Here is a 19,458-nt window from a genome sequence, read left to right as displayed (position 1 = left end):
TCGACCTCCCCGGCTTTCGAGCCGGGTTCGGGAGCACCGCGATGCTGGCCTTCCTACCCCGGCCGCGCTATCCAAGGCGCCCCCAGATCCGGCCATCAGCCGTTTGCCTCGGAGCCCACTCATGACCCTGTCGACCCGCATCCGTACCATCGGTCTCGCCGTCTCGGCCGCGATCCTCCTGACCACCGCGGCCCAGGCTGCGGAGATTCACGTCATGATCTCGGGCGGCATGACGGCGGCGTTCAAGTCCCTGGTGCCGGAGTTCGAGCGGCGCTCCGGTCACAAGGTCACGATCGCCTACGGCCCGTCGATGGGAACGACGACGAACGCCATTCCGGTCCGTCTCGATCGCGGCGAGCCCGCCGACGTGCTGATCATGGTCGGCTACGCGCTCAGCGACCTCACCACCAAGGGCAGGGTGATGCCCGACAGCCATGTCGACCTCGCCAATTCGCCGATCGGCGTCGCCGTGAAGTCGGGCACTCCGCATCCCGACATCGCGAGCGCCGATGCCGTGAAGCGCATGCTGATCGCCGCCAAGACCATCGCCTATTCGGATAGCGCCAGCGGTGTGTACGTCTCGACCGACATGTTCGACAAGCTCGGCATCAAGGAGCAGATGAAGGACAAGGCGCGGATGATTCCTGCGACTCCGGTCGGCGAGATCGTGGCCATGGGCGAAGCGGAGATCGGCTTCCAGCAGATCAGCGAGCTCAAGCCGGTGAAGGGCATCGACATCGTCGGCCCGCTGCCGGCCGGACTGCAGAAGATGACCGTGTTCTCCGCCGGCGTCGCGGCCAATGCCAAGGAGCCGGACGCCGGCAAGGCGTTGATCAAGTTCCTCGTCTCACCTGACGCGCGCAAGACGATCGTGGAGAGCGGGCTCGATCCGATCGTTACGAGGTCACCCAACTAATTCGACCGGGTCGAAAAGAACGATTGGCTCTCCCCACCATGAGATGTGGGGAGAGCACGATAGGAGGCGTTTGCGCAATCAACTGCGCTTACTGCGTGAACAGCGTGGACTCGCTCAAATTGTTGGCGCCATAGGCCTTCTTGAGCAGACCGTTCGCCTTGGACTCCGTCATGAACTTGGTGACGAAAGCGAGCGACTGCGGATGCTTCAGCGGCACCACGGCCGCGGTATCCGTCTTCTTGAAGGTCTCGCTCAGCACTTTCGTCCCGGGCAGTTGCTTGGCGATCAGGGTCAACTGATCACGCGCCAGCGCGAGCGCATCGATCTCGCCAGCCGACAGCAGCGCATAGACCTCCTCATAGGACTTGAAGCCGGTGACGGTCGCCTTCTTCAAAAAGGCCTTGGCACCGCGCAGGACCGTCGTATCGTTGATGGCGGCAACCTCGGTGCCGGCGTGGTCCAGCGCGGCGATGTTGGCGACGTCGAGACCGGCACGGACGATGAACGTGGTCTCGACCGAATCGTAGACCGGACCGAACGACACCTTGGCCTCGCGCTCCGCGTCCTTCGGCATGAAGGCAACGTCCCAGACGCCCTGAGCGGCCTCGTCGGTGATGGCATTGGAATTCGAATGCTCGACGAACTCGACGGGCACGCCGACCTGCGCGGCCATGGCCTTGCCGAGCTCGACCGGCACGCCCGCGTAACCATTGTCGGACTTGACGCACCAGAACGCGCCACCGGCAGGGCCAATCGCGATGGCCACCCTGAGCTTGCCGGTGGGCGCGATTTCTTCCTTCAAACCCGCCGCGCAGGCAGCGTTGCCGACAAACGTGATTATCGCAGCTGCCAGGGCTGCATCACGCAGCCAGCGCCAAAACGCCATGGCCCTCTCCCATCGGATTGCAAGTTGGTACAAGCCGCACCTTGCCGGGAGCAGAGTTAAATACAGCTTACCTTGCTGATGCAAAGCAACATGCGGCGCGCAAAACTTACGCGCCGCAATTACCGTTTCAAATAAGTCGATACAGAAAACTGATTAAACGCGCCTTAAACGCAGCGACGAACCCAGACGCCGTTGACCAGAACGGTCCGGCAGGCTGCAGCCACCGGCTTGCGCACGACGACGGCGCCGGCAGCGCCAGCGCAGCCGGCCCGCACGACGCCGCGCGCGCACACGACGGCATTGGCGTCCGACATCGAAAAGAATGGCATCAACGCCAGCACAAACAACCCGCACAGCGTCGACAGAATGGCACGCGAGATAATGGCTTTCATATTGAAACTCCCGATCATGATCTGATTAGTCAAATATCCACCCTGGCGCGACCTTGCCGGGAGCACCGCGTCCCGGCAACTGTGACAATTTGGGTGGATTCGAATTTCCTGCATCAATCGCGTGCACCGGCGGCGGTAACCGCAGCTGCCGGCGACCGACCCCGTTACCGGTTGGCGGCGAACTCGGCGAGCATGCCCTTGCAGCCAGGCGACAGCGAACCGGCATTAGCTGCGAGACACTGCGCGATCCGGCCGCCGCCCGCCTCGACACCGCTGCACAATGTGCGCGCATCCGGGCCGCATGCGGCCCTGACGATGCGCAATTCCTCGAGCGGCCGCAGTGGCCGCAGCACCAGCGCGGGGGCCGGATCCGGTGTCGCGACTGCCGTGGTCGCGGGGGCCGCCGCGACAGACGATGCGGCGGCCGGCGCCGCGCTGCCGCCGCTCGCGGCCGCAATCGCCTTGGCGCAGGATGGGGACACCTTGGCCTTGTTCTGCTCCAGGCACTGCAGCGCGGCGGCGCCGCCCGGCGGCACGCTGCTGCAGACCTTGGGATAGTCCGAGCCGCAGGCGCTGCGGATCGCCGCCGTCTGCGCCTCGCTCGGCTTGACGCCGGGTGCCGGCGCGGCCGACGCGGCAGGCTTGACCGGCTCGGGTTTGCTCGCGGTCGCAGGCTTCGCCGGCGCGGCCGGCGCTGCCGGCTGAGCCACTGATTTGGCCGGCTCGGCAACCGGTCTGCTCGGCTCAGCCGCCGGCGGCTTGGTTTCGGTCGCTGCAGCCGCGGCCGGCTTTGCCTCCGCCGCGGGCTCGATCGCACGCAGCGCCGTCTGACATCCCGCCGACAGACTCGCCATGTTCGCCTGCAGGCATTGTACCGAGGCCGCGCCGCCCGGCGGCACGCTCGAACAATGCGCCATGTAGTCCGACCGGCACGAGGATTTGATGGCGTTGCGCTGCGCATCGCTCGGGGCCTGTGCCAGCGCTTGCGTCGCAGTGAAGCCGACCGCAGCAGCCACTCCGAGCACCAACATCCGTTTATAGCGAACGATCATCGATCCAACCTCCAATGGTATTACGTTTCAATCTGTCGTCGCCACCGAAGCGAGCCTGCGTGGCGACCAATAAGGGCATGTCAGTATGAGTGAGCAACTGTGGAAATTTGGGTGGATCGGCATGACAAGGATCTACTGCGTGCGCAGCGGCGTGTCCTTCAGACCGTTGTCGTCATAGGTCTTGCGCAGCAGGCCGTTCGAGGCAGCCGCGGTCATGAAGGCCGTGACGAAGGCCAGCGACTGCGGATGGCCGGGCGGCACCGCGACCGCGGTCACCGTCTTCTTGAAGGTCTCGTCGAGCACCCGCGTCCCCGGCAGCTTCTTCGCCATCGCGTTGAGCTGGTCGCGCGACAGCGCGAAGGCGTCGACCTCGCCCCGCTGCAGCAGGCCGTAGATCTCGTCATAGGTCTGATAGCCGGTGACGGCAGCATTCTTCAGATGCGCTGTCGCGCCGCGCATGGTCGTGGTGTTGTTGACGGCGGCGACCTTGACGCCGGGCTGATCGAGCGTGGCGAAGCCGGTCACGGTCGAGCCGGCCTTCACGATGTAGGTCGCGTCCGCGACCTCATAGATCGGGCCGAACGCCATCTTGGTCTCACGCTCCGGATCCTTCGGCAGGAAGGTGACGTCCCAGGTCCCCTTGGAGGCGGCATCGGTGATCTGCCCCGAGTTCTGGTGCACGACGTAATCGACGGGCACGCCGAGCCTGTCCGCCATCGCCCGGCCGAGATCGACGGGAACGCCGGCGTAGCCGCCTTCCGTCTTCGTCGACCAGAACGCGCCGCCGGCCGGGCTGATCGCGATCGCCACCCGCAGCTTGCCCGTCGGTGCGATCTCGTCCTTCAGGTCTCCGGCACTTGCACCAGATGCCATGGTCATGACTCCCACGACGGCCAGCGCCGCCGCCCACAGCCCGCGCCACGCACCCATCGTCCCCTCCCTGTTGCGCTGGTGATCATGGCGCGCGTGCCGTCCAATGCAAGTCGCAACCTCGCTGCAGAGCAACACGATTGTGCTTTGCCGATGCCGTTCGCTGACGACGTCCCACCATTGCTACTCCGCCGGCGCCTCCCGCAGCGCGGGCTGCGTGGTCGAAATCTCCGGCGGCAGGATCAGCGCGGCGATGATCGCGACCAGGGCCAGCGCGGCGAAGGCCTGCAGCATGGTGACGAAGCCGCCGCGCTCATACAGCCAGGCGACGAGCCCGACCGAGGCGCCGGCCGCGGTGAAGCCAATGAAATAGCGCACGGCGTAGGCGCGCGAGCGCCATTCCTCGGCGGTGTACTTGCCGACCATCGCGTCGTTGACGGTGACCTGCCCGAACGCGCCCATGACGATGCCGATCGAGGCCAGGACCAGCGCCCAATCATGGGCATCGGCGGCCAGATACAGCAGCGGCGCCAGCACCAGCGAGAGCGGCAGCGCCACCGTCTTCAACGCATGACGATCCAGCAGCCGCCCGATCGTGTACTGCGTCATGGCGCCGAACACGTAGACGCCGGCGGCGATCACGCCGAGCAGCGCCGGACTTTGCGTGAGCCCGGCAAGCCGCTCCGCGAACAGTTTCGGCAGCGCCACGGTGATCGCATTGAACGTGGTGGAGATCGCGATCACCACGAGCAGCAACGCCAGCACCACCCGCCACATCTGGTCGCGCGCGACCCGTGCCTGCGCGGCGGCCTGCCTCGATCCCCTGCGGTCCTCATGCGCGACCGACAGCGCGAACGCCACGCCGATCCCGACCGTGACCACGCCGGGAACGATGAAGGCAAACCGCCAGCCGAGATACTGCCCGACAACACCGGTGACCAGCGCCGACGAGGCGACGCCGAGATTGCCGAACACGCCGTTCAGCCCCATGTCGCGGCCGAGCCTGTCAGCATAGGAGACGAGCATCGCGGTTCCCACCGGGTGATAGATCGAGGCGAACAGGCCGATGGCGAGCAGCGCCGCGCCGAGCTGCCAGGGCGTCTGCACGAGACCCACGGAGATCATCGACAGCCCGATACCGACATAGAAGATCAGCATCATGTGCCTGCGGCTCCAGCGGTCGCCGAGCCAGCCTGTCAAAAGCGATCCGGCGCCGAAGGCGATGAAGCCCGGCGTCGCATAGGGAAGGAGGTCCGCATAGGCCATGCCGAGCGCCGGGCCCATGATGATGACGGCGGCCGCGAAGATCAGCATCGCGTAGTGGTCGACGAAATGAGCGGCGTTGACGAAGCCGATCACGCGGCGGGGGCTATTCATGAAGACCGGTCCTCGATTTCCTGGCAAGTAGGTTCGGCAAATCGGTTATAGTCGATGCGCCTGACGAGAAGCCGCCAATGACCATCGTGGAAACGCCATTGAAGGCGCTCGGCGCCGACCGTGTAACGACCGAGGCCGGCGTCCATCTGATCGCGCGCACCTATCACAAGGGCGCCCGGCTCGATCCGCACATGCACCGCGAGTCGCAGCTGATCTACGCATCCGCCGGCACGATGCAGGTGACGACGCCGCGAGGACGCTGGCTGGTGCCGCCGGATCGCGCGGTCTGGGTTCCAGCCCGTCACGCCCATGCCATCGACATGCTGGCCGACAGCCAGATGCGGACGCTGTATTTCGAGCTCGACTGGCTCGAGCGCGAGACGCACCACCTTCGGCTCGACACCGAGTTCGTGGTGCAGGTCTCCCCGCTGCTGCACCACGCCATCCTGACGCTGTTCGAGCGGAACGGCGAGGCCGAGCGGGCGCGTCTCCTGGTGCGGCTGGCGCTGCTCGAACTGCGACGCACCGATGACTCCGCGACGTTCATTCCCCTGCCCCGCGACCCCCGTGCCCGGCGCGCCGCCGATCTCGTTCTCGCCTCGCCCGCGAGCGCCGGCGACATCGCGACTCTCGCGAGCAGGATTGGAAGCTCGGCCCGGACCTTGTCGCGGCTGTTCGCCGCGGAAACCAAGCTGAGCTTCAAGGCATGGTGCCAACGCGCCCGGATCGCGGCCGCGATCGAGCGGCTGTCGATGGACCGCACGCTCTCGGTGAAGACGCTGGCCGCCGACCTCGGCTACGCCAGCGTGCCCGCGTTTTCGCATGCGTTCCGCCAGGTAACCGGCCAGACGCCGACGGAATTTGCGGGACAGGGCATGATCGCAACCCCGGCGCCCGCGCCCCGCGCCAGCCGCGGCCAGCGTTGACGATTTGTTATGTTTGATTGTGGCCAGCTTTGCCATAAATCCATGTAACATTACTCGTGCCGCTTGGGATTCGACCGACATCAGATGGCCAATGCCTTTTTCACCGACCTGATCACCACGATTTCCGAGCGCGGCCGCACCCTTCTGCGCGGCGGCGGCGCCCCGGTCGACAAGCATGATGCGAAGAGTCTCGCCGAGCTGTGCGAAGCGCTGGTGTCCGGCGCCGGCGAGGCGTCGGGCACGGCGATGGCCCGCGACGTACTCGACGGTTATCACGACCTCGACGCCGACGGCCGCAAGGCGTTCTTCACCGCGCTGGTCCATGATTTCGGCCCCGACAAGGCGAAGCTCGCCAAGGCGATCGAGGACTGGCGCGCGACGCCGTCCGACGAAGGCGCCAGCGCACTGCATTTCGCCTCCGAGCCGCGCCGGCAGGAGCTGATCCGACGCCTCAACCGGGCCCCCGGCGGCACACCCGAGCTGGTCGCGATGCGTACAGATCTCCAGGACCTGCTGAAGGGCAATCCGGAGCTGTTCGCGCTCGATCGGGACGTCGTGCATCTCTTGAGTTCGTGGTTCAACAGGGGGTTTCTCGTGCTGCGCCGGATCGACTGGTCGACACCTGCCAACATCCTTGAGCAGATCATCCGCTACGAGGCAGTGCACGAGATTCATGACTGGGACGATCTGCGCCGCCGCATCGATCCCGTCGATCGCCGTTGCTACGCCTTCTTCCATCCGGCGATGCCCGACGCGCCGCTGATCTTCGTCGAGGTGGCGCTGACCGAGACGATCCCGGGCGCCATCGCGCCGCTGCTGGCGGTCGACCGCCCGCCGGTGCCGGCCGACCGCGCCCGCACCGCCGTGTTCTACTCCATCTCCAACACCCAGCGTGGCCTCGGCGGCATCTCGTTCGGCAACTTCCTGATCAAGCAGGTGGTCGAGGAGCTCAGGCGCGAGCTGCCCAAGCTCGACACCTTCGTCACGCTGTCGCCGGTGCCGGGCTTCATGACCTGGCTGAAGTCGACCACCGATGCGACCGACGAGGATCGCAACGTGCTCAAGCTGTTGAACGAGCCGCGCTGGGTCGAGGATGCCGACATGACCGCCGAGCTGCGCGCCGTGATCGAGCCGCTCGCCGCGCACTACTTCCTGAAGGCCCGCACGACGAAGGGCAAGCTGATCGACTCGGTGGCTCGCTTCCATCTCGGCAACGGCGCCCGCCTCGAGCGCATCAACTGGCTCGGCGACCTCTCGTCCAAGGGCCAGCGCGAATCCGCCACCGTCATGGTGAACTATCTCTACCGCCTCGAGGACATCGAGAAGAACCACGAGGCCTACGCCAATGACGGCGAGGTCGTCGCCTCCAGCGCCGTGAAGAAGCTGCTGCGCACCGAGGGCCGGCGGCGGCTGGACATGCGGTTGTCGTCGTAAGCTTTGCGCTGGAAGCGGCGCAACTCTGCGCGCCTTCGTTGCGCCGCTTCGCGTCATACTGCCAGCTCCAAACTCCGTCATTGCGAGGCGCTCTTGCGCCGAAGCAATCAAGACTGTCTCTGCGCAGGCAGCCTGGATTGCTTCCGCCTTCGCTCTTCGAGCTTCGGCGGACAGGTCGCTGCGCTCGCAATGACGCTCGTGAGATGGAGCGCTCACACCGCAAACATCACTGTCGTCCCGGCGAAAAGCCGGGGCCCATACCCCCAGGGAGTAGTTTGGGGCAGACTGGTTGTTAGTCCTCGCTCCCCACGTCCGCCGCGGCGTATGGGTCCCGGGTCGGCGCCGCGCCGCGCTTTGCGCGTCACGGCTTGCCCGGGACGACAGTGGGGGGAAGGCGCATTCACATCTCAAACAGCACGGGACACGCGATCGCAGTCTCGCGGCGCGTGACGCCCGAGTGCCGCATCGAACATGTCCCTCTGATAGTTGCAGAGGGCGCAGGGAAGACCGGGTGCTTGGCCACACCCATGGCCCCCGTGCGTGAAAAAGTGCACGGGGCAGGAACCACAGGTACGACCGGTGCATCCCGGCCTTCCCTGCGCGATGGTTTTAACGGTGTCCTTCGTGCTCTCCCTGGGGATCGGGCTTTTTTGCCCCCATCGCCCGCGCGTGCCCATAAGCAACGACCGCGGACTTGACCTCAGCGTCGAGAGGCCAGGACCACACGACTTCTCCGTCCGCGAAGGCACCGGTCGTCTGCCGGCCCCTCCACGTCCACCGCATCCCTGCCCCGACGTTCGTGACGACGCGTACGTCCCTCTACGATGGGACAGGATATCAGCATCATTGCTGATTTTCGGAATTTGTCAAGCGGGAGATTTCGGCGACACAGGCCGAGCAGCGCGATGCGGCTGATGCGCAAAGGAAATTCGACTTTGCGCACTAGCCTGAACCGACGGGCTGCAATTGCCCCAAGAGCGACATTTCCCCGAAACAGTCCGCTTGGTATAAAGCGATACATCCCAGATGAGGGCGTTTCGGCTGTGCCAAATCGTCGCCAGATCCTTTCAGCCATAGGAGCAGCTGCCATGAGCTCGCCGATCATCCCGGCTCAGAGGCAGCCACAGGCCAGGTTCGATTCTGACACATTCGCCATCGATATAATCCGACGCCTCGATCAAGCGCTTGCTGAGCGGCGCGTGTGGAACATCCACGGTCTCATCGTTCTGCAGAACGGGAAGCCGATCGTCGAGCGCTATTTCGAGGGCCAGGATCGCGAGAGAGGCGTTGGCGATCTGGGGACGGTCAAGTTTGCGGCAGAGACGCTCCACGATCTGCGATCATGCTCGAAGAGCATCGTGGCCCTGCTTTATGGGATCGCTCTTCAGCAAGGCAAGGTACCGGCGCCGGAAGCAAGCCTGCTGTCTGGATTCCCGGAATATCGTGATCTTGCCGATGAGGAACGCGCGCGCGTGACCGTGCATCATGCGCTCTCCATGACCTTGGGAACGGATTGGGACGAGAGCAGCTTGCCTTACGCCGATCCTCGCAACAGCGAAACCGCCATGGACGACGCGTCCGACCGCTATCGCTACATCCTGGAGCGACCGCTGGTCGACAGGCCCGGTGCGCACTGGACCTATTGCGGCGGAGCAACCGCGTTGCTCGCCCGTTTGATCGCCAAGGGGTCGGGCAAGTCACTGCATGACTTCGCACGCGAGTTTCTTTTCGATCCGCTCGGCATGGGACCGACGCAATGGGCCACCGGGCCTGATGGCGAGCCGTTCGCTGCGTCAGGCGCCCGGTTGTCGGTTCGCGATCTCTCACGGATCGGGACGTTGATGCTCTCCGGAGGGCAGCACGAGGGCCGACAGATCGTTCCCGCCGAATGGATCACGCGTTGCACGACGCCGGTGGTCAGCTGCGACGAGCTTCGTCGTTACGGCTATCAATGGTTTGTTCTCGACGTGGCTTTCGGCCAACCAAAGGGATGGGCGCCCGGACGCCTCGAACGCATGTGGATGGCGCAGGGCGAAGGCGGCCAGCGCCTGTTCATCATTCCTGCGCTGCAGCTCGTCATCGCTCTGACGGCAGGAAACTACGGCAGCGACGATCAGTGGATTCCGCCGACGCGCGTGCTCCGGGAAATCGTTTTGGCGAGCGTAGGCTAGCGTTGATGGATCGGCCTTCGAGTTGAAGTAGCGCTGCCCCAAACTCACGGGCGACGCCGAAACTCGTCGCACCACAACATCGCTCTCCAAGGAAATCTTGTGCACTGTCACTGAAGTCAACGGTCCGGACCCCGCCGACCTGCCGCTGCCGCCGCTTGCAGCCCGAAGCGGACAGCTCGTCACCATAGCTGCGGTGCAACAACAAGCAGCCTTGCGCAAGGTGAAGCCGCATGGGAAGTTTCAGCGCTTTTGTACCCATCAATATTTGGAGGCATTGACATGACAGCCAAGATGATTGCGTGTGCTACAGTGCTGATTACCTGCTCTATCACTGCGGCACGAGCAGAGGGCGAATGCGCAAAGATTACAATTATTGAAGATCGACTTGCTTGTATCGAGAAGAAGGCGGACGCAGTGCCATCAATGGTCGGCAGTGCTCTAAGCGGAGTCAAAATAGAGCAGGCCGCACGTTCTGGCATTTGCCTATACTTTAACGATCGCGGTCAACCTGCGCTTTCAATATCTGATTGTAGTCACAGTTCGGAGCAGACCTTCAATATCCATAAATAACTCGATTAGGTCGAGCCCAACGTTTGCTGGCTAGCGCCCCGCAGAAGCCTGCGGGGCAAATTGTGCTGACATGCTTATGCGCTCATATCGCAATATGGATCTCGCCGAAGTAACAGCCCTCGTCCTGAAGAGTCCGCCAGCCGCAGGCGCCTCGAAGAACGGCCACGGCGCGCTGCCTATCTTGGCCTCTCGTCCACATCCGAGATATGACCAATGCGCGAAGGGAACGGTGATGATGAGCTATGAGGAATTCGTTCGGGAGCTGACGGCGGCTTCCAGCAACGTACAGGCTACATACCAAGCAGTTGTCAACGACTGGCGGCCGGAAAGCCCTCCCGTCACGGTGCTATTTGGTTACCTTGGCGACCAGATCGCAGATGATTTCAGCCATGTTGGTATTGATGTCAATCGCCGCATCTTCTCGCTTGTTGAGCAGGCAATGGAGAGTCGTGACCAGCGCTTGTTAACAGCCACTGCAACGGGCCTCATCGAAGCTTTGGCGAATCGGGCTGGGCGGACCAGAGGACAATGGGAGCAGATTGTTCCGTTGCTGGGTCCGCGATCTCTGCATCACGCCGAAGCGTGGCTTGGGTTTTAGAAATCTGGCGGGTGTCAGTTGTGGCTCGCCGACCGTTGGTTGCTCGCGCGGCCCAAATCTCGCTATTTGGCGCACCGTCACCGGCTTTCCTGCAATTCCTCACCGCTTCTACGAGGGCCCTCGTCTCGAAAACAGCCGGCCAATCACCCCACCAAACATCGAAAAGCCGATGACGACCATATCGACATGACCCATACGGCGAGAGATCAGATACGACATCTCGCCATTCAAGGAAAAAACTCCGACGAGATCCTGGGTAGGTTACGGTGAGGTTACGGTGACGCTGCATCAAACTCCTCGCGGTAGCCAATGATCGTCCAGTCGCCCACACCCGCTGGACCTCCGCCCTGCCCCACATGCCTTCACGACTTGTTCCGCTTCGCCTCCACGTATCGGGCAAAGCTGCCGAGAATCGCCCGCCAGCCGCCCTGCTGCTGCTCGACCGAGTGCGTCGTTTCGGCATCGAAGACGACGCGAACGACCACGCCCTCCGGGCCGGGCTCGAACTGGACCTCGGCCTTTCGGTCGCCGAAGGCGTATTCGATCCGCTCGTGTTCAACGATCTTCGTGTAGGTGCCGGCGAAGTCGAAGCCCATGCTGCCGTCCTTGGCCTCCATGCGCGACGAGAACGCGCCGCCCTCTCTCAGGTCGACCGTGGCCTTGGTCGTATGCCAGTCGTCCGAGGCGGCGTTCCATTTCACGATATCGGCAGGTGTCGTATAGGCACGCCAGACCTGATCGATGGGGGCTGCGACGGTGGTTTCGACGGTGATCCGCATGACCATTGCTCCTGGTTCGATTTTGACCGCTCACTGCATGTGTGCAGGAGTTGTGTCAAGGACGGTCGCACCCGGCCGGTCCCGACAACTGGCGGGACAAATCTTGCATCGGGGATAGTCCATTGCGGGGATGTTCGATGGGGAAGGCGACACGGGCCTCATTCATTGCCATCGCAGCCCTGGTGGGCGGCGCACTCGGCGCCGCCGTTCTCGGCTACGCGGCGCTGGCCATCGGGTTCCTTGCTCTCAGTTTCGCGCGAGGAGGCATTCACAGCGATTGGAGCATCCTCGCGCTGTTGGCTGTTGTGGTCGGCGTTGGCCTGGGTGGTCTTCTGGGAATTTTGGCAGGCGTACAGTTCGCCAGATTTTTTCTCGCGAAGAAATAGGAGGCGTGTCACCCCGATCGCAAGATCTGCGCGGTCCTATTCGCGCATTCGATCGCGCTTTGATGCCGCCCTGGTTTTGCCTCATGATTGGCGGGCCGCCGGGGCGGCTTGAAGAAGGAGTTTTTGAAATGAAAAAGTTTGCGCTCGCATTGCTATCGGCCGTCGTCTTCGGTCCGCCCGCGGCCCAGGCTGCCGATCTGAGGTCTTTTCGTATGCCAGCGAAGACTCCGGCTGTTTCCCAGCCGGTGAGCAACTGGACGGGTTTCTATATTGGCGCCGACGTTGGTTATGGCTGGGGCAGCTACGGCGCTTCGAACGCCACCGGGACAATCGTGACCACGAATGGCGGTTCGGCCCCCTATGGCTTCAACGCGGGATCCGGCAACGCCAATGGCATCACCGCCGGCATCCAGGCCGGGTACAACTGGCAGATCGATCAGACGGTGCTCGGCATCGAGGCTGATTGGCTGTATCTCGATTCAAAGGTCCGTTCCGGCAACTCGGCTATCATCGTTCCGGCCTTCATCGGCGGCAATTTCAGCGGCAGCACTTCCGTCCGCACTGATTGGTATGCGACCTTCCGTGGCCGAGTTGGGTATGCGTTTGGGCCTGCGTTGCTCTACGCGACTGGCGGCATTGCGTTGGCTCAAACCAAACTGAGCGCGGATGCTACGGGCAGTATCGTCACCAGCATCACCCCTCCAGTGCTGGGACCGTTAGGCTCGACGAACGCTTCTAACACCGCCGTCCTGGTGGGCTACGCGGTTGGCTGGGGTCTCGAATATGCGCTTGGGGCAGGCTGGTCCGTCAAGGGCGAGTACCTGCACATGGGTTTCGGCACGAATGGCTACAACTTGACCGGCTCGCTGCAATCGCCCGCCGGACTGACCGGCGTCATCGCGACGCACGTCGATATCAAGCCGAGCTTTGACGTCGCGCGCGTCGGGGTGAACTATCATTTCTGATCGGCCGTCTGAAGAGAACAAGATGGGGAGCTTCGAGGCTCCCCTTCTTCGTTCAGGGGACCATGAGGGCTTAGACTGTCTCTGCAGATACGGACCCCAGCCAATGAACACATCCGCACTCATTGCCTGAGACGAGCGAAAATATGAGCTACGACCCGCACCACCAAGATCAGGATCGAAAGCATACCAAGAATCAGCAGAGAGACGCCCGGCGAGTCCCACTTGCTGACGAGCGCATCAGGTCCGGCTGCATAAAATGCAATGACCTGATCGAACTGCGCCTTCAAGATCCAGCCCAAAATGAAAGCAAAGAAAAGAACCAGCGGGAAACAGCGACGAAGAACCAACAACGCCAAGACAGGCGAAGTCGATATCAATACGACAGACAAGACGGCATCGTTCAGAACGGTCCTGTGGTGCAATAACCAGTGGGAGATATAGAACGACACTGCTATAGCAAGCAGATTCAGAAACACCGCAAATATGGCTAAGCCAACTGACCAGGACGACAGCCTCGGCGACCATTCGCCCGATATCGTTCGCTCATCAACCTGCATATTAATACTCCCTGCACTTTACACTTCGATCGGATTGCTGCTGCCTCTAAGGTTACAAACCTCGCCCTGAGGAGCCCGCCGGAGGCGGGCGTCCCGAAGGACGGCCGCAGCATTGGTCATCGCCGAAGTTTCAACCGACCGCCTGATGCGGACGCAGCCGCAGCACCGCCGCCGGCAGATTTGCCGCCAGCCAGTCCGCAATCGTCTTCTGCTTCCTGTGATACGCCAGCCCCATCGCGACCACCGCGACGCCGATCAGCGACAGCGCGAAGGGAAACAGCAGCGAGTTCTTGAAGACGACGTCGGCGAGATGGCCGAGATACATCGTGATGCCCAAGGCGCCGAACACGGCGTAGAGGCGGCGGACGATGATCACGGCCACCGCGAGCAGGCCGACATTCATCAGGCAGTAGATCGCCTTGCCGAGTTCGGTCGCGCCGTCGGTGGCGGTGATGCCGCCCCAGAACGCCAGCAGGCCGAACAGGTGCAGCCAGAAGCCGAAGTCGCGGCTGGCGCTGTTGTAGTCGACGATCCAGGCGACCGCGAGGATGCCGAGCCCGAACCAGATCGAGACGATGCGGCGCATCTCCCAGTCGAAATGGCTGACGTTGAAGATCCACGGCGTGAGGTCCATCGACATGAACCACAATGCGACCGAGATGATCGCGACGATGAAGGGCACCCGATAGAAGCGCAGCGCGATCGCGCCCGCGACTGTCGTGGCGATCTCCATGAACAGCCAGCTGCCCTTGATCCAGATGTAGAAGTCGTGGACGGTGCCGGGCTTGCCGAACTTCCCCCACCAGCCGAACTCATCCTGGATGCCGTAGACGGCAAGCGGCGCCATCGACACCGCGATCGCGATCAAGAGGCCGCCGGGGACGCGCAAATCGCGGCGCCAGAGATGATTGCCGGCGAGGCCGAACGCCACGGCATAGGCGATCGCGCAAGCCGTCAGCGCGCGGCCGCCCATTTGCGAGAACGCCACCGTCGAGAACAGGCCCATCGCGCCGATCACGATCAGCGCGCCGGCGTACCAGAGCAGATGCGCGGCATCGAACTTTGCCGAGGGAGCGCCATTGGCCGAGGCCTGCCGTTGCAGGTAGGCCAGTAGCCGCTGCAGCTCGTCAGGACCGATCGCGCCGGCGCCAGCGGCGGCGCGCAGATCTCGTTCTGAATAGGACATCGTCATCATCCTTTGTGAGCCCGCCGGAGACGGCACGCGGAGGCCGGTCGCGCCAACGCCAGCGGGCGTTGCGCGTCGCGAACCGGTGCCGGGCGGCGGATAAAGGTGAGTGTAGCGAAATGTGAGCAGCGTTCAAGATAATTTTGAACGACGCTCAAATATCTGCAGCCAAGGTCTAGATGACCCATCGCGACGGGAGCCAAAGCTGCTTTGACCCCGCCCTTCTCCACATCGTCATGGCCGGGCTTGTCCTGGCCATCCACGTCCGAGCCCAGAATTACGACATGGATGCCCGGGACAAGCCCGGGCATGACATATCCTGGGTTGGCGGTTCGCCTCATCGCGAAGGTCAGAGGTCGGCGGATACGGCCGCCAGAGAGCCGCAGCGCAGTCCGCATCAATCCTTGAAATACGGCTCGACCGGGCCGTGCACCTTGATGGTCAGCGGGTTGCCGTAGCGGTCCTTGGCGGTCCCGGCGGCGACGCGGATCCAGCCCTCGCTGATGCAATATTCCTCGACATTGGTCTTCTCGGCGCCCTTGAAGCGGATGCCGACGTCGCGCGCCAGGATGTCCGCGTTGTAATAGGGGCTCTTCGGATCGACCGAGAGGCGGTCGGGAAATGCGGTCGCGGTGGTCTCGTTCTCGCTCATAGCAGCGCCTCGATCTCTTTTCGCAGTGCCTCGGGCGTGGTGGTCGGCGCATGGCGCGACACCACGTGACCGGTGCGATCGACCAGGAATTTGGTGAAATTCCACTTGATCGCCGACCCCAAGAGGCCCGTCTTCTCGCCCTTCAGGAACCGGTACAGCGGATGGGCGTCCGCGCCGTTGACGTCGATCTTCGCAAACAGCGGGAACGTGACGTCGTATTTGCTGGAGCAGAACGCGCCGATCTCGTCCGCCGTGCCGGGCTCCTGGGCGCCGAACTGGTTACAGGGAAATCCGAGCACGGCAAAGCCCTTAGGCGCGTAGGCTCGCTGCAGCGCCTCGAGGCCGCGGTATTGCGGCGTGAATCCGCAGGCACTCGCGGTATTGACGATGAGCAGCACCTGCCCCTCGTACCGCTTCAGCGGCACCGCCTCGCCGGTCAGCGAGGTCGCGGTGAAATCGTAGATGCTCGGCATCACCCCAGCACCGGATCGATCGGCGACGGCGGGGCGCCGCCGGCCTCGATCGCCTCGCCGGCCAGAAGGCACATGTCCTCGCGGAAACGCTGCCCGACCAGCTGGACGCCCACGGGAACGCGCCCGACCATGCCGGTCGACACCGTGAGGCCCGGCAGGCCGAAGAAGGGAATCGCGATCTGCGTCAGCTGGGCGTGCCAGACCTGCTTGAACGACTCCTCGTCCTTGCGGTCGAGCTGGTCGGCAAACGGCAGCATGCCCGACACCGGCATCAACAGCAGCGGGTGCTGCTCCATGAACAGCAGCCACTGCCGGGTCAGCGCGGCGCGGCGCGCCAAGGTCTGCGACAGGTCGAACGGGTGCACCTTGTCGCGGTTGCCGCGCAGGCAGGCGAGCGCGCCGGGATCGCCCTCCTTCTCGGCCGCCGCGAGCTGCGCCTCGTAGCCGTCGCCGAGCCATAGCCGGGTCTGCAGCAATGCAGCCTCCTGCATCGGCGGCGTGTCCGCGATCTCCTCGACGGTCCAGCCGGCGGCTTCGAGCCGCTTGGCGGCATCACGCAACGCGGCCACGACCTCCGGCACCGGGTTCAGCCCGTCCGGGTTGACACAGAGCGTGACCCGCTTGGGCAGCTTTGGGCCCTCGAGCGGCACCGGCATCCACCAGACATCGCGGACGTCGCGCGCCGACATCGCCGCGAGCGCGATCCTGACGTCGTTGACGGTGCGCGCCAGCGGCCCGGAGACGGCGCTGATCTGCGGGCCGATCGGGCGTTCGGGCAGCGAGGTGTTGAAGGCGGGGATGCGCCCGACCGTCGGGCGCAGGCCATGAATGCCGCAGGCATAGGCGGGATAGCGCACCGAGCCGGCGATGTCGGTGCCGTGGCCGATATGGCCGATGCCGGCCGCGGTGGCCGATCCGGCGCCACCTGAGGAGCCGCCGGGGGTGATCGCGGGATCGCGCGGGTTCTTGGTGTGGCCGTGAATGAGGTTGCTGGTGAACCAGCGATACGACACCGCCGGTGTGTTGGTGCGGCCGAGCAGCACCGCGCCGGCCTTGACCAGGTTGTTGACCACCGGATTGTGCGCCGACGCGATGGCGTCCTTCTGCAGCTTCAGGCCGTTGGTGGTGGCGAAGCCGGCCTGGTCGACATTGACCTTGATCGTCACCGGCACGCCCGCGAGCGGCCCCGGATCCTCGCCGCGCGCCAATGCAGCGTCGATGGCGTCGGCCTGCTTGAGAACGTCCTCCGGCCGGTGGTCGATCACGGCGTTGATCTGCGGGTTGACCGCCTCTAACCGCGCCAGCGCCGCGCTCGCGGCATCCCTGGCGGAGACCTGTTTCGACTTGATGAGGGCAGCGAGGTCGGCAGCCGGCAGGCGCCAGAGATCGGTCATGGACAACTCCGTGATGGTCCCGCGTTCTAGCGCGGCGAACGGCACGGAGAAAGCCGCGCAAATCGAGGTGCCCCATGCAGCGTCGCGTTGCAGTGCGGCATTTCCGCCAGGACCCCGGGCCAGACAATCAATACCCTTCTTGCATCGATCGATCCGGAATCAAGCTTGGCCAAGCTTCGCAATCGACTTTAAGACCTCAACCAAGCACATCACAAAAGGGGGAAACCACATGATCAGAGCAGGCACCGCCATGGCTGCAACACTCGTCCTGGCCGCAGTCGCAAACAGCCTCACGCCGCGCGCGTCCCACGCCGAAACCTACGCCTATGTCGGCAATGCCGACAGCAACGACATCAGCGTCTTCAGGCTCGACACCGCGACCGGCGAGATGACCCCGGTGCAGACCGCGGCCTTCGTCGGCGTGGAGAAGGCCGGCTCCTCGACCCCGCTCGCCGTCAGCCCGGACAAGCGGGTGCTGATCGCCGGAATCCGCTCGCAGCCGTTCCTCGCCGAGAGCTTCGCGATCGATGCCAAGACCGGCCAGCTCACGCATATCGGCAACGGCCCGCTCGCCGACAGCATGGCCAACATCGCCTTCGATCGCACCGGCAAGGTGCTGTTCAGCGCCTCCTATGGCGGCAACAAGGTCGCGGTGAATCCGGTTCAGGCCAACGGCGTCGTCGCCGCGCCGAGCCAGGTCATTCCCACCGGGCTGAACGCCCATGCCTTCCTGCCCTCGCCCGACAACCGCTTCGTGTTCGCGACCAATCTCGGCTCCGACCAGGTGCTCGGCTTCGCCTTCGATGCCGGTACCGGAACGCTCACGGCCAAGGACACGCTGACGGTGAAGACGCCGGAGAAATCAGGTCCGCGCCACTTCATCTTCCACCCGAACGGCAAGTTCATCTATCTTCTGCACGAGCTCAACGCGGATCTCGCTGTCTTCGCCTACGACACTGACAAGGGCGCCTGGAGCGAGCAGCAGCGAACCACCGCCCTGCCCGCCGGCTTCTCCGGCAAGCCCTGGGCGGCGGACCTGCACCTCACGCCGGATGGCCAGTTCCTCTACGCGTCGGAGCGCGGCTCGCACACGCTGGCGGCGTTCAAGGTCGATGCGGCCAGCGGGCGTCTCACGACCATCGGCAGCGTTCCGACCGAGACCCAGCCGCGCGGATTCAACATCGATTCCAGCGGGCGCTACCTGGCAGCTGTCGGCGAGTTGTCGAACGGCATGACGGTCTACCGCATCGATCCGGCCAGCGGCGCGCTTACGAAGCAGAAATCCTATGCCGTCGGCAAGAAGCCGAATTGGGTGGAGTTCGTCAGCCTGCCGTGATCGACCAGCGGGGGGCGCCGATCGGATAACGCGGCGCCCCAATGATTTCCATTGGCGTTGCGAGTGCCTATATACAGCGCCATGACCATGCCTGCCGCTCAGCCCGACCGTCACCCCCTCGCGGTCCAACATCCGGAACTCGACGAGCACTCCATCCGCCTGCTGGTGCAGACCTTCTACGGACGCGCGCGTGAGGACGAGCTGATCGGGCCTATCTTCAGCCACACGGTCGACGACTGGGACGAGCATATCGGCAAGATCAGCGATTTCTGGTCGTCGATGCTGCTGAAGACCGGCCGCTATAGTGGCGCGCCGATGCGCCCGCATCTCTTGCTCTCGCTGCAGGGCGCCCACTTCGACCGCTGGCTGCAGCTGTTCGAGGCCACCGCGCGCGACCTGTTCGCACCGGACCTTGCCGAGCTCTTCATCATCCGCGCGCGGCGCATCGCCGACAGCTTCGAGATGGGAATCGCGAGCACGCGCGGCGAACTCGTGCGTCCGCGCCATTCCCCCTAACGCGCCCCCGATCATCGGCTCG

General features: G+C 64.0%; 21 protein-coding genes. 10 read left to right on the top strand and 11 right to left on the bottom strand.

The features are described 5' to 3' along the window. Positions 1-121: 121 nt before the first annotated feature. Entirely contained in the window at positions 122-916 is a 795-nt protein-coding gene (locus LQG66_RS32275; protein WP_231319841.1) for an extracellular solute-binding protein, read from the top strand. An 88-nt stretch (positions 917-1,004) separates the two neighbouring features. On the opposite strand, the gene LQG66_RS32270 is transcribed toward LQG66_RS32275, so the two are convergent. The 5 genes from LQG66_RS32270 to LQG66_RS32250 form a co-directional block, all read right to left on the bottom strand. Continuing rightward, positions 1,005-1,802, bottom strand: coding sequence for a transporter substrate-binding domain-containing protein (locus tag LQG66_RS32270; RefSeq protein ID WP_231319840.1), 798 nt, complete (start codon positions 1,800-1,802; stop codon positions 1,005-1,007). A gap of 164 nt (positions 1,803-1,966) precedes the next feature. Then, positions 1,967-2,194 carry a hypothetical protein gene (locus tag LQG66_RS32265; protein WP_231328038.1) on the bottom strand — a complete coding sequence of 76 codons (228 nt, stop codon included), beginning with the start codon at positions 2,192-2,194 and terminating at the stop codon, positions 1,967-1,969. Positions 2,195-2,358: 164 nt separating this feature from the next. After that, positions 2,359-3,246: a cysteine rich repeat-containing protein gene (locus LQG66_RS32260; RefSeq protein ID WP_231319839.1), complete on the bottom strand. Its 888-nt coding sequence runs from the start codon at positions 3,244-3,246 to the stop codon at positions 2,359-2,361. 132 nt (positions 3,247-3,378) lie between these two features. Next, positions 3,379-4,119 carry an ABC transporter substrate-binding protein gene (locus LQG66_RS32255; protein ID WP_231328037.1) on the bottom strand — a complete coding sequence of 247 codons (741 nt, stop codon included), beginning with the start codon at positions 4,117-4,119 and terminating at the stop codon, positions 3,379-3,381. A 180-nt stretch (positions 4,120-4,299) separates the two neighbouring features. Then, complete coding sequence (locus LQG66_RS32250) at positions 4,300-5,493, bottom strand: MFS transporter (protein ID WP_231319838.1); 1,194 nt, start codon at positions 5,491-5,493, stop codon at positions 4,300-4,302. 77 nt (positions 5,494-5,570) lie between these two features. Between LQG66_RS32250 and LQG66_RS32245 the strand changes: the two genes are divergently transcribed. The 5 genes from LQG66_RS32245 to LQG66_RS32225 all read left to right on the top strand — a co-directional run bounded on the left by LQG66_RS32245 (position 5,571) and on the right by LQG66_RS32225 (position 11,192). Continuing rightward, positions 5,571-6,419 (top strand): AraC family transcriptional regulator, encoded by an 849-nt coding sequence (locus tag LQG66_RS32245; RefSeq protein ID WP_231319837.1) that lies wholly within the window; start codon positions 5,571-5,573, stop codon positions 6,417-6,419. Positions 6,420-6,503: 84 nt separating this feature from the next. After that, on the top strand, positions 6,504-7,853 hold the full coding sequence (locus tag LQG66_RS32240) for a malonyl-CoA decarboxylase (protein WP_231319836.1): 1,350 nt from the start codon (positions 6,504-6,506) through the stop codon (positions 7,851-7,853). Between the two features lie 905 nt (positions 7,854-8,758). Beyond that, entirely contained in the window at positions 8,759-10,024 is a 1,266-nt protein-coding gene (locus tag LQG66_RS32235; protein ID WP_231319835.1) for a serine hydrolase domain-containing protein, read from the top strand. Between the two features lie 279 nt (positions 10,025-10,303). After that, entirely contained in the window at positions 10,304-10,594 is a 291-nt protein-coding gene (locus LQG66_RS32230) for a hypothetical protein (protein ID WP_231319834.1), read from the top strand. Between the two features lie 235 nt (positions 10,595-10,829). Continuing rightward, on the top strand, positions 10,830-11,192 hold the full coding sequence (locus LQG66_RS32225; RefSeq protein WP_231319833.1) for a DUF7674 family protein: 363 nt from the start codon (positions 10,830-10,832) through the stop codon (positions 11,190-11,192). A 362-nt stretch (positions 11,193-11,554) separates the two neighbouring features. On the opposite strand, the gene LQG66_RS32220 is transcribed toward LQG66_RS32225, so the two are convergent. Next, positions 11,555-11,971, bottom strand: a complete 417-nt coding sequence (locus LQG66_RS32220; RefSeq protein WP_231319832.1) for an SRPBCC family protein — start codon at positions 11,969-11,971, stop codon at positions 11,555-11,557. Positions 11,972-12,108: 137 nt separating this feature from the next. On the opposite strand from LQG66_RS32220, the gene LQG66_RS32215 reads away from it, so the two are divergent. Together LQG66_RS32215 and LQG66_RS32210 are read left to right on the top strand one after the other, a co-directional pair. Next, positions 12,109-12,357, top strand: a complete 249-nt coding sequence (locus LQG66_RS32215; RefSeq protein ID WP_231319831.1) for a hypothetical protein — start codon at positions 12,109-12,111, stop codon at positions 12,355-12,357. A 128-nt stretch (positions 12,358-12,485) separates the two neighbouring features. Continuing rightward, positions 12,486-13,322 (top strand): outer membrane protein, encoded by an 837-nt coding sequence (locus LQG66_RS32210; protein WP_231319830.1) that lies wholly within the window; start codon positions 12,486-12,488, stop codon positions 13,320-13,322. A 119-nt stretch (positions 13,323-13,441) separates the two neighbouring features. On the opposite strand, the gene LQG66_RS32205 is transcribed toward LQG66_RS32210, so the two are convergent. The 5 genes from LQG66_RS32205 to LQG66_RS32185 form a co-directional block, all read right to left on the bottom strand. Then, entirely contained in the window at positions 13,442-13,879 is a 438-nt protein-coding gene (locus LQG66_RS32205) for a hypothetical protein (protein ID WP_231319829.1), read from the bottom strand. A 130-nt stretch (positions 13,880-14,009) separates the two neighbouring features. Next, a complete protein-coding gene (locus LQG66_RS32200; protein WP_231319828.1) occupies positions 14,010-15,065 on the bottom strand; it encodes a hypothetical protein in 1,056 nt (351 codons plus the stop codon). 397 nt (positions 15,066-15,462) lie between these two features. Beyond that, the gene (locus tag LQG66_RS32195; RefSeq protein ID WP_231319827.1) at positions 15,463-15,717 is read right to left on the bottom strand and encodes a DUF3297 family protein; all 255 of its coding nucleotides are present in this window, start codon (positions 15,715-15,717) and stop codon (positions 15,463-15,465) included. Next, entirely contained in the window at positions 15,714-16,190 is a 477-nt protein-coding gene (locus LQG66_RS32190; protein WP_231319826.1) for a glutathione peroxidase, read from the bottom strand. The genes LQG66_RS32195 and LQG66_RS32190 overlap by 4 nt, the downstream gene beginning before the upstream one ends. Next, on the bottom strand, positions 16,190-17,584 hold the full coding sequence (locus LQG66_RS32185) for an amidase family protein (protein WP_231319825.1): 1,395 nt from the start codon (positions 17,582-17,584) through the stop codon (positions 16,190-16,192). Before LQG66_RS32185 ends, LQG66_RS32190 begins: the two co-directional genes overlap by 1 nt. 229 nt (positions 17,585-17,813) lie before the next feature. On the opposite strand from LQG66_RS32185, the gene LQG66_RS32180 reads away from it, so the two are divergent. Further along, positions 17,814-18,920, top strand: coding sequence for a lactonase family protein (locus LQG66_RS32180; protein WP_231319824.1), 1,107 nt, complete (start codon positions 17,814-17,816; stop codon positions 18,918-18,920). An 81-nt stretch (positions 18,921-19,001) separates the two neighbouring features. Continuing rightward, entirely contained in the window at positions 19,002-19,436 is a 435-nt protein-coding gene (locus LQG66_RS32175; RefSeq protein ID WP_231328036.1) for a group III truncated hemoglobin, read from the top strand. Positions 19,437-19,458 lie beyond the last annotated feature (22 nt).

Source organism: Bradyrhizobium ontarionense (assembly GCF_021088345.1).
Classification (GTDB): domain Bacteria; phylum Pseudomonadota; class Alphaproteobacteria; order Rhizobiales; family Xanthobacteraceae; genus Bradyrhizobium; species Bradyrhizobium ontarionense.
The sequence above is the reverse complement of the archived record's forward strand: the minus strand, read 5'-3'. Positions and strand labels throughout refer to the sequence as shown.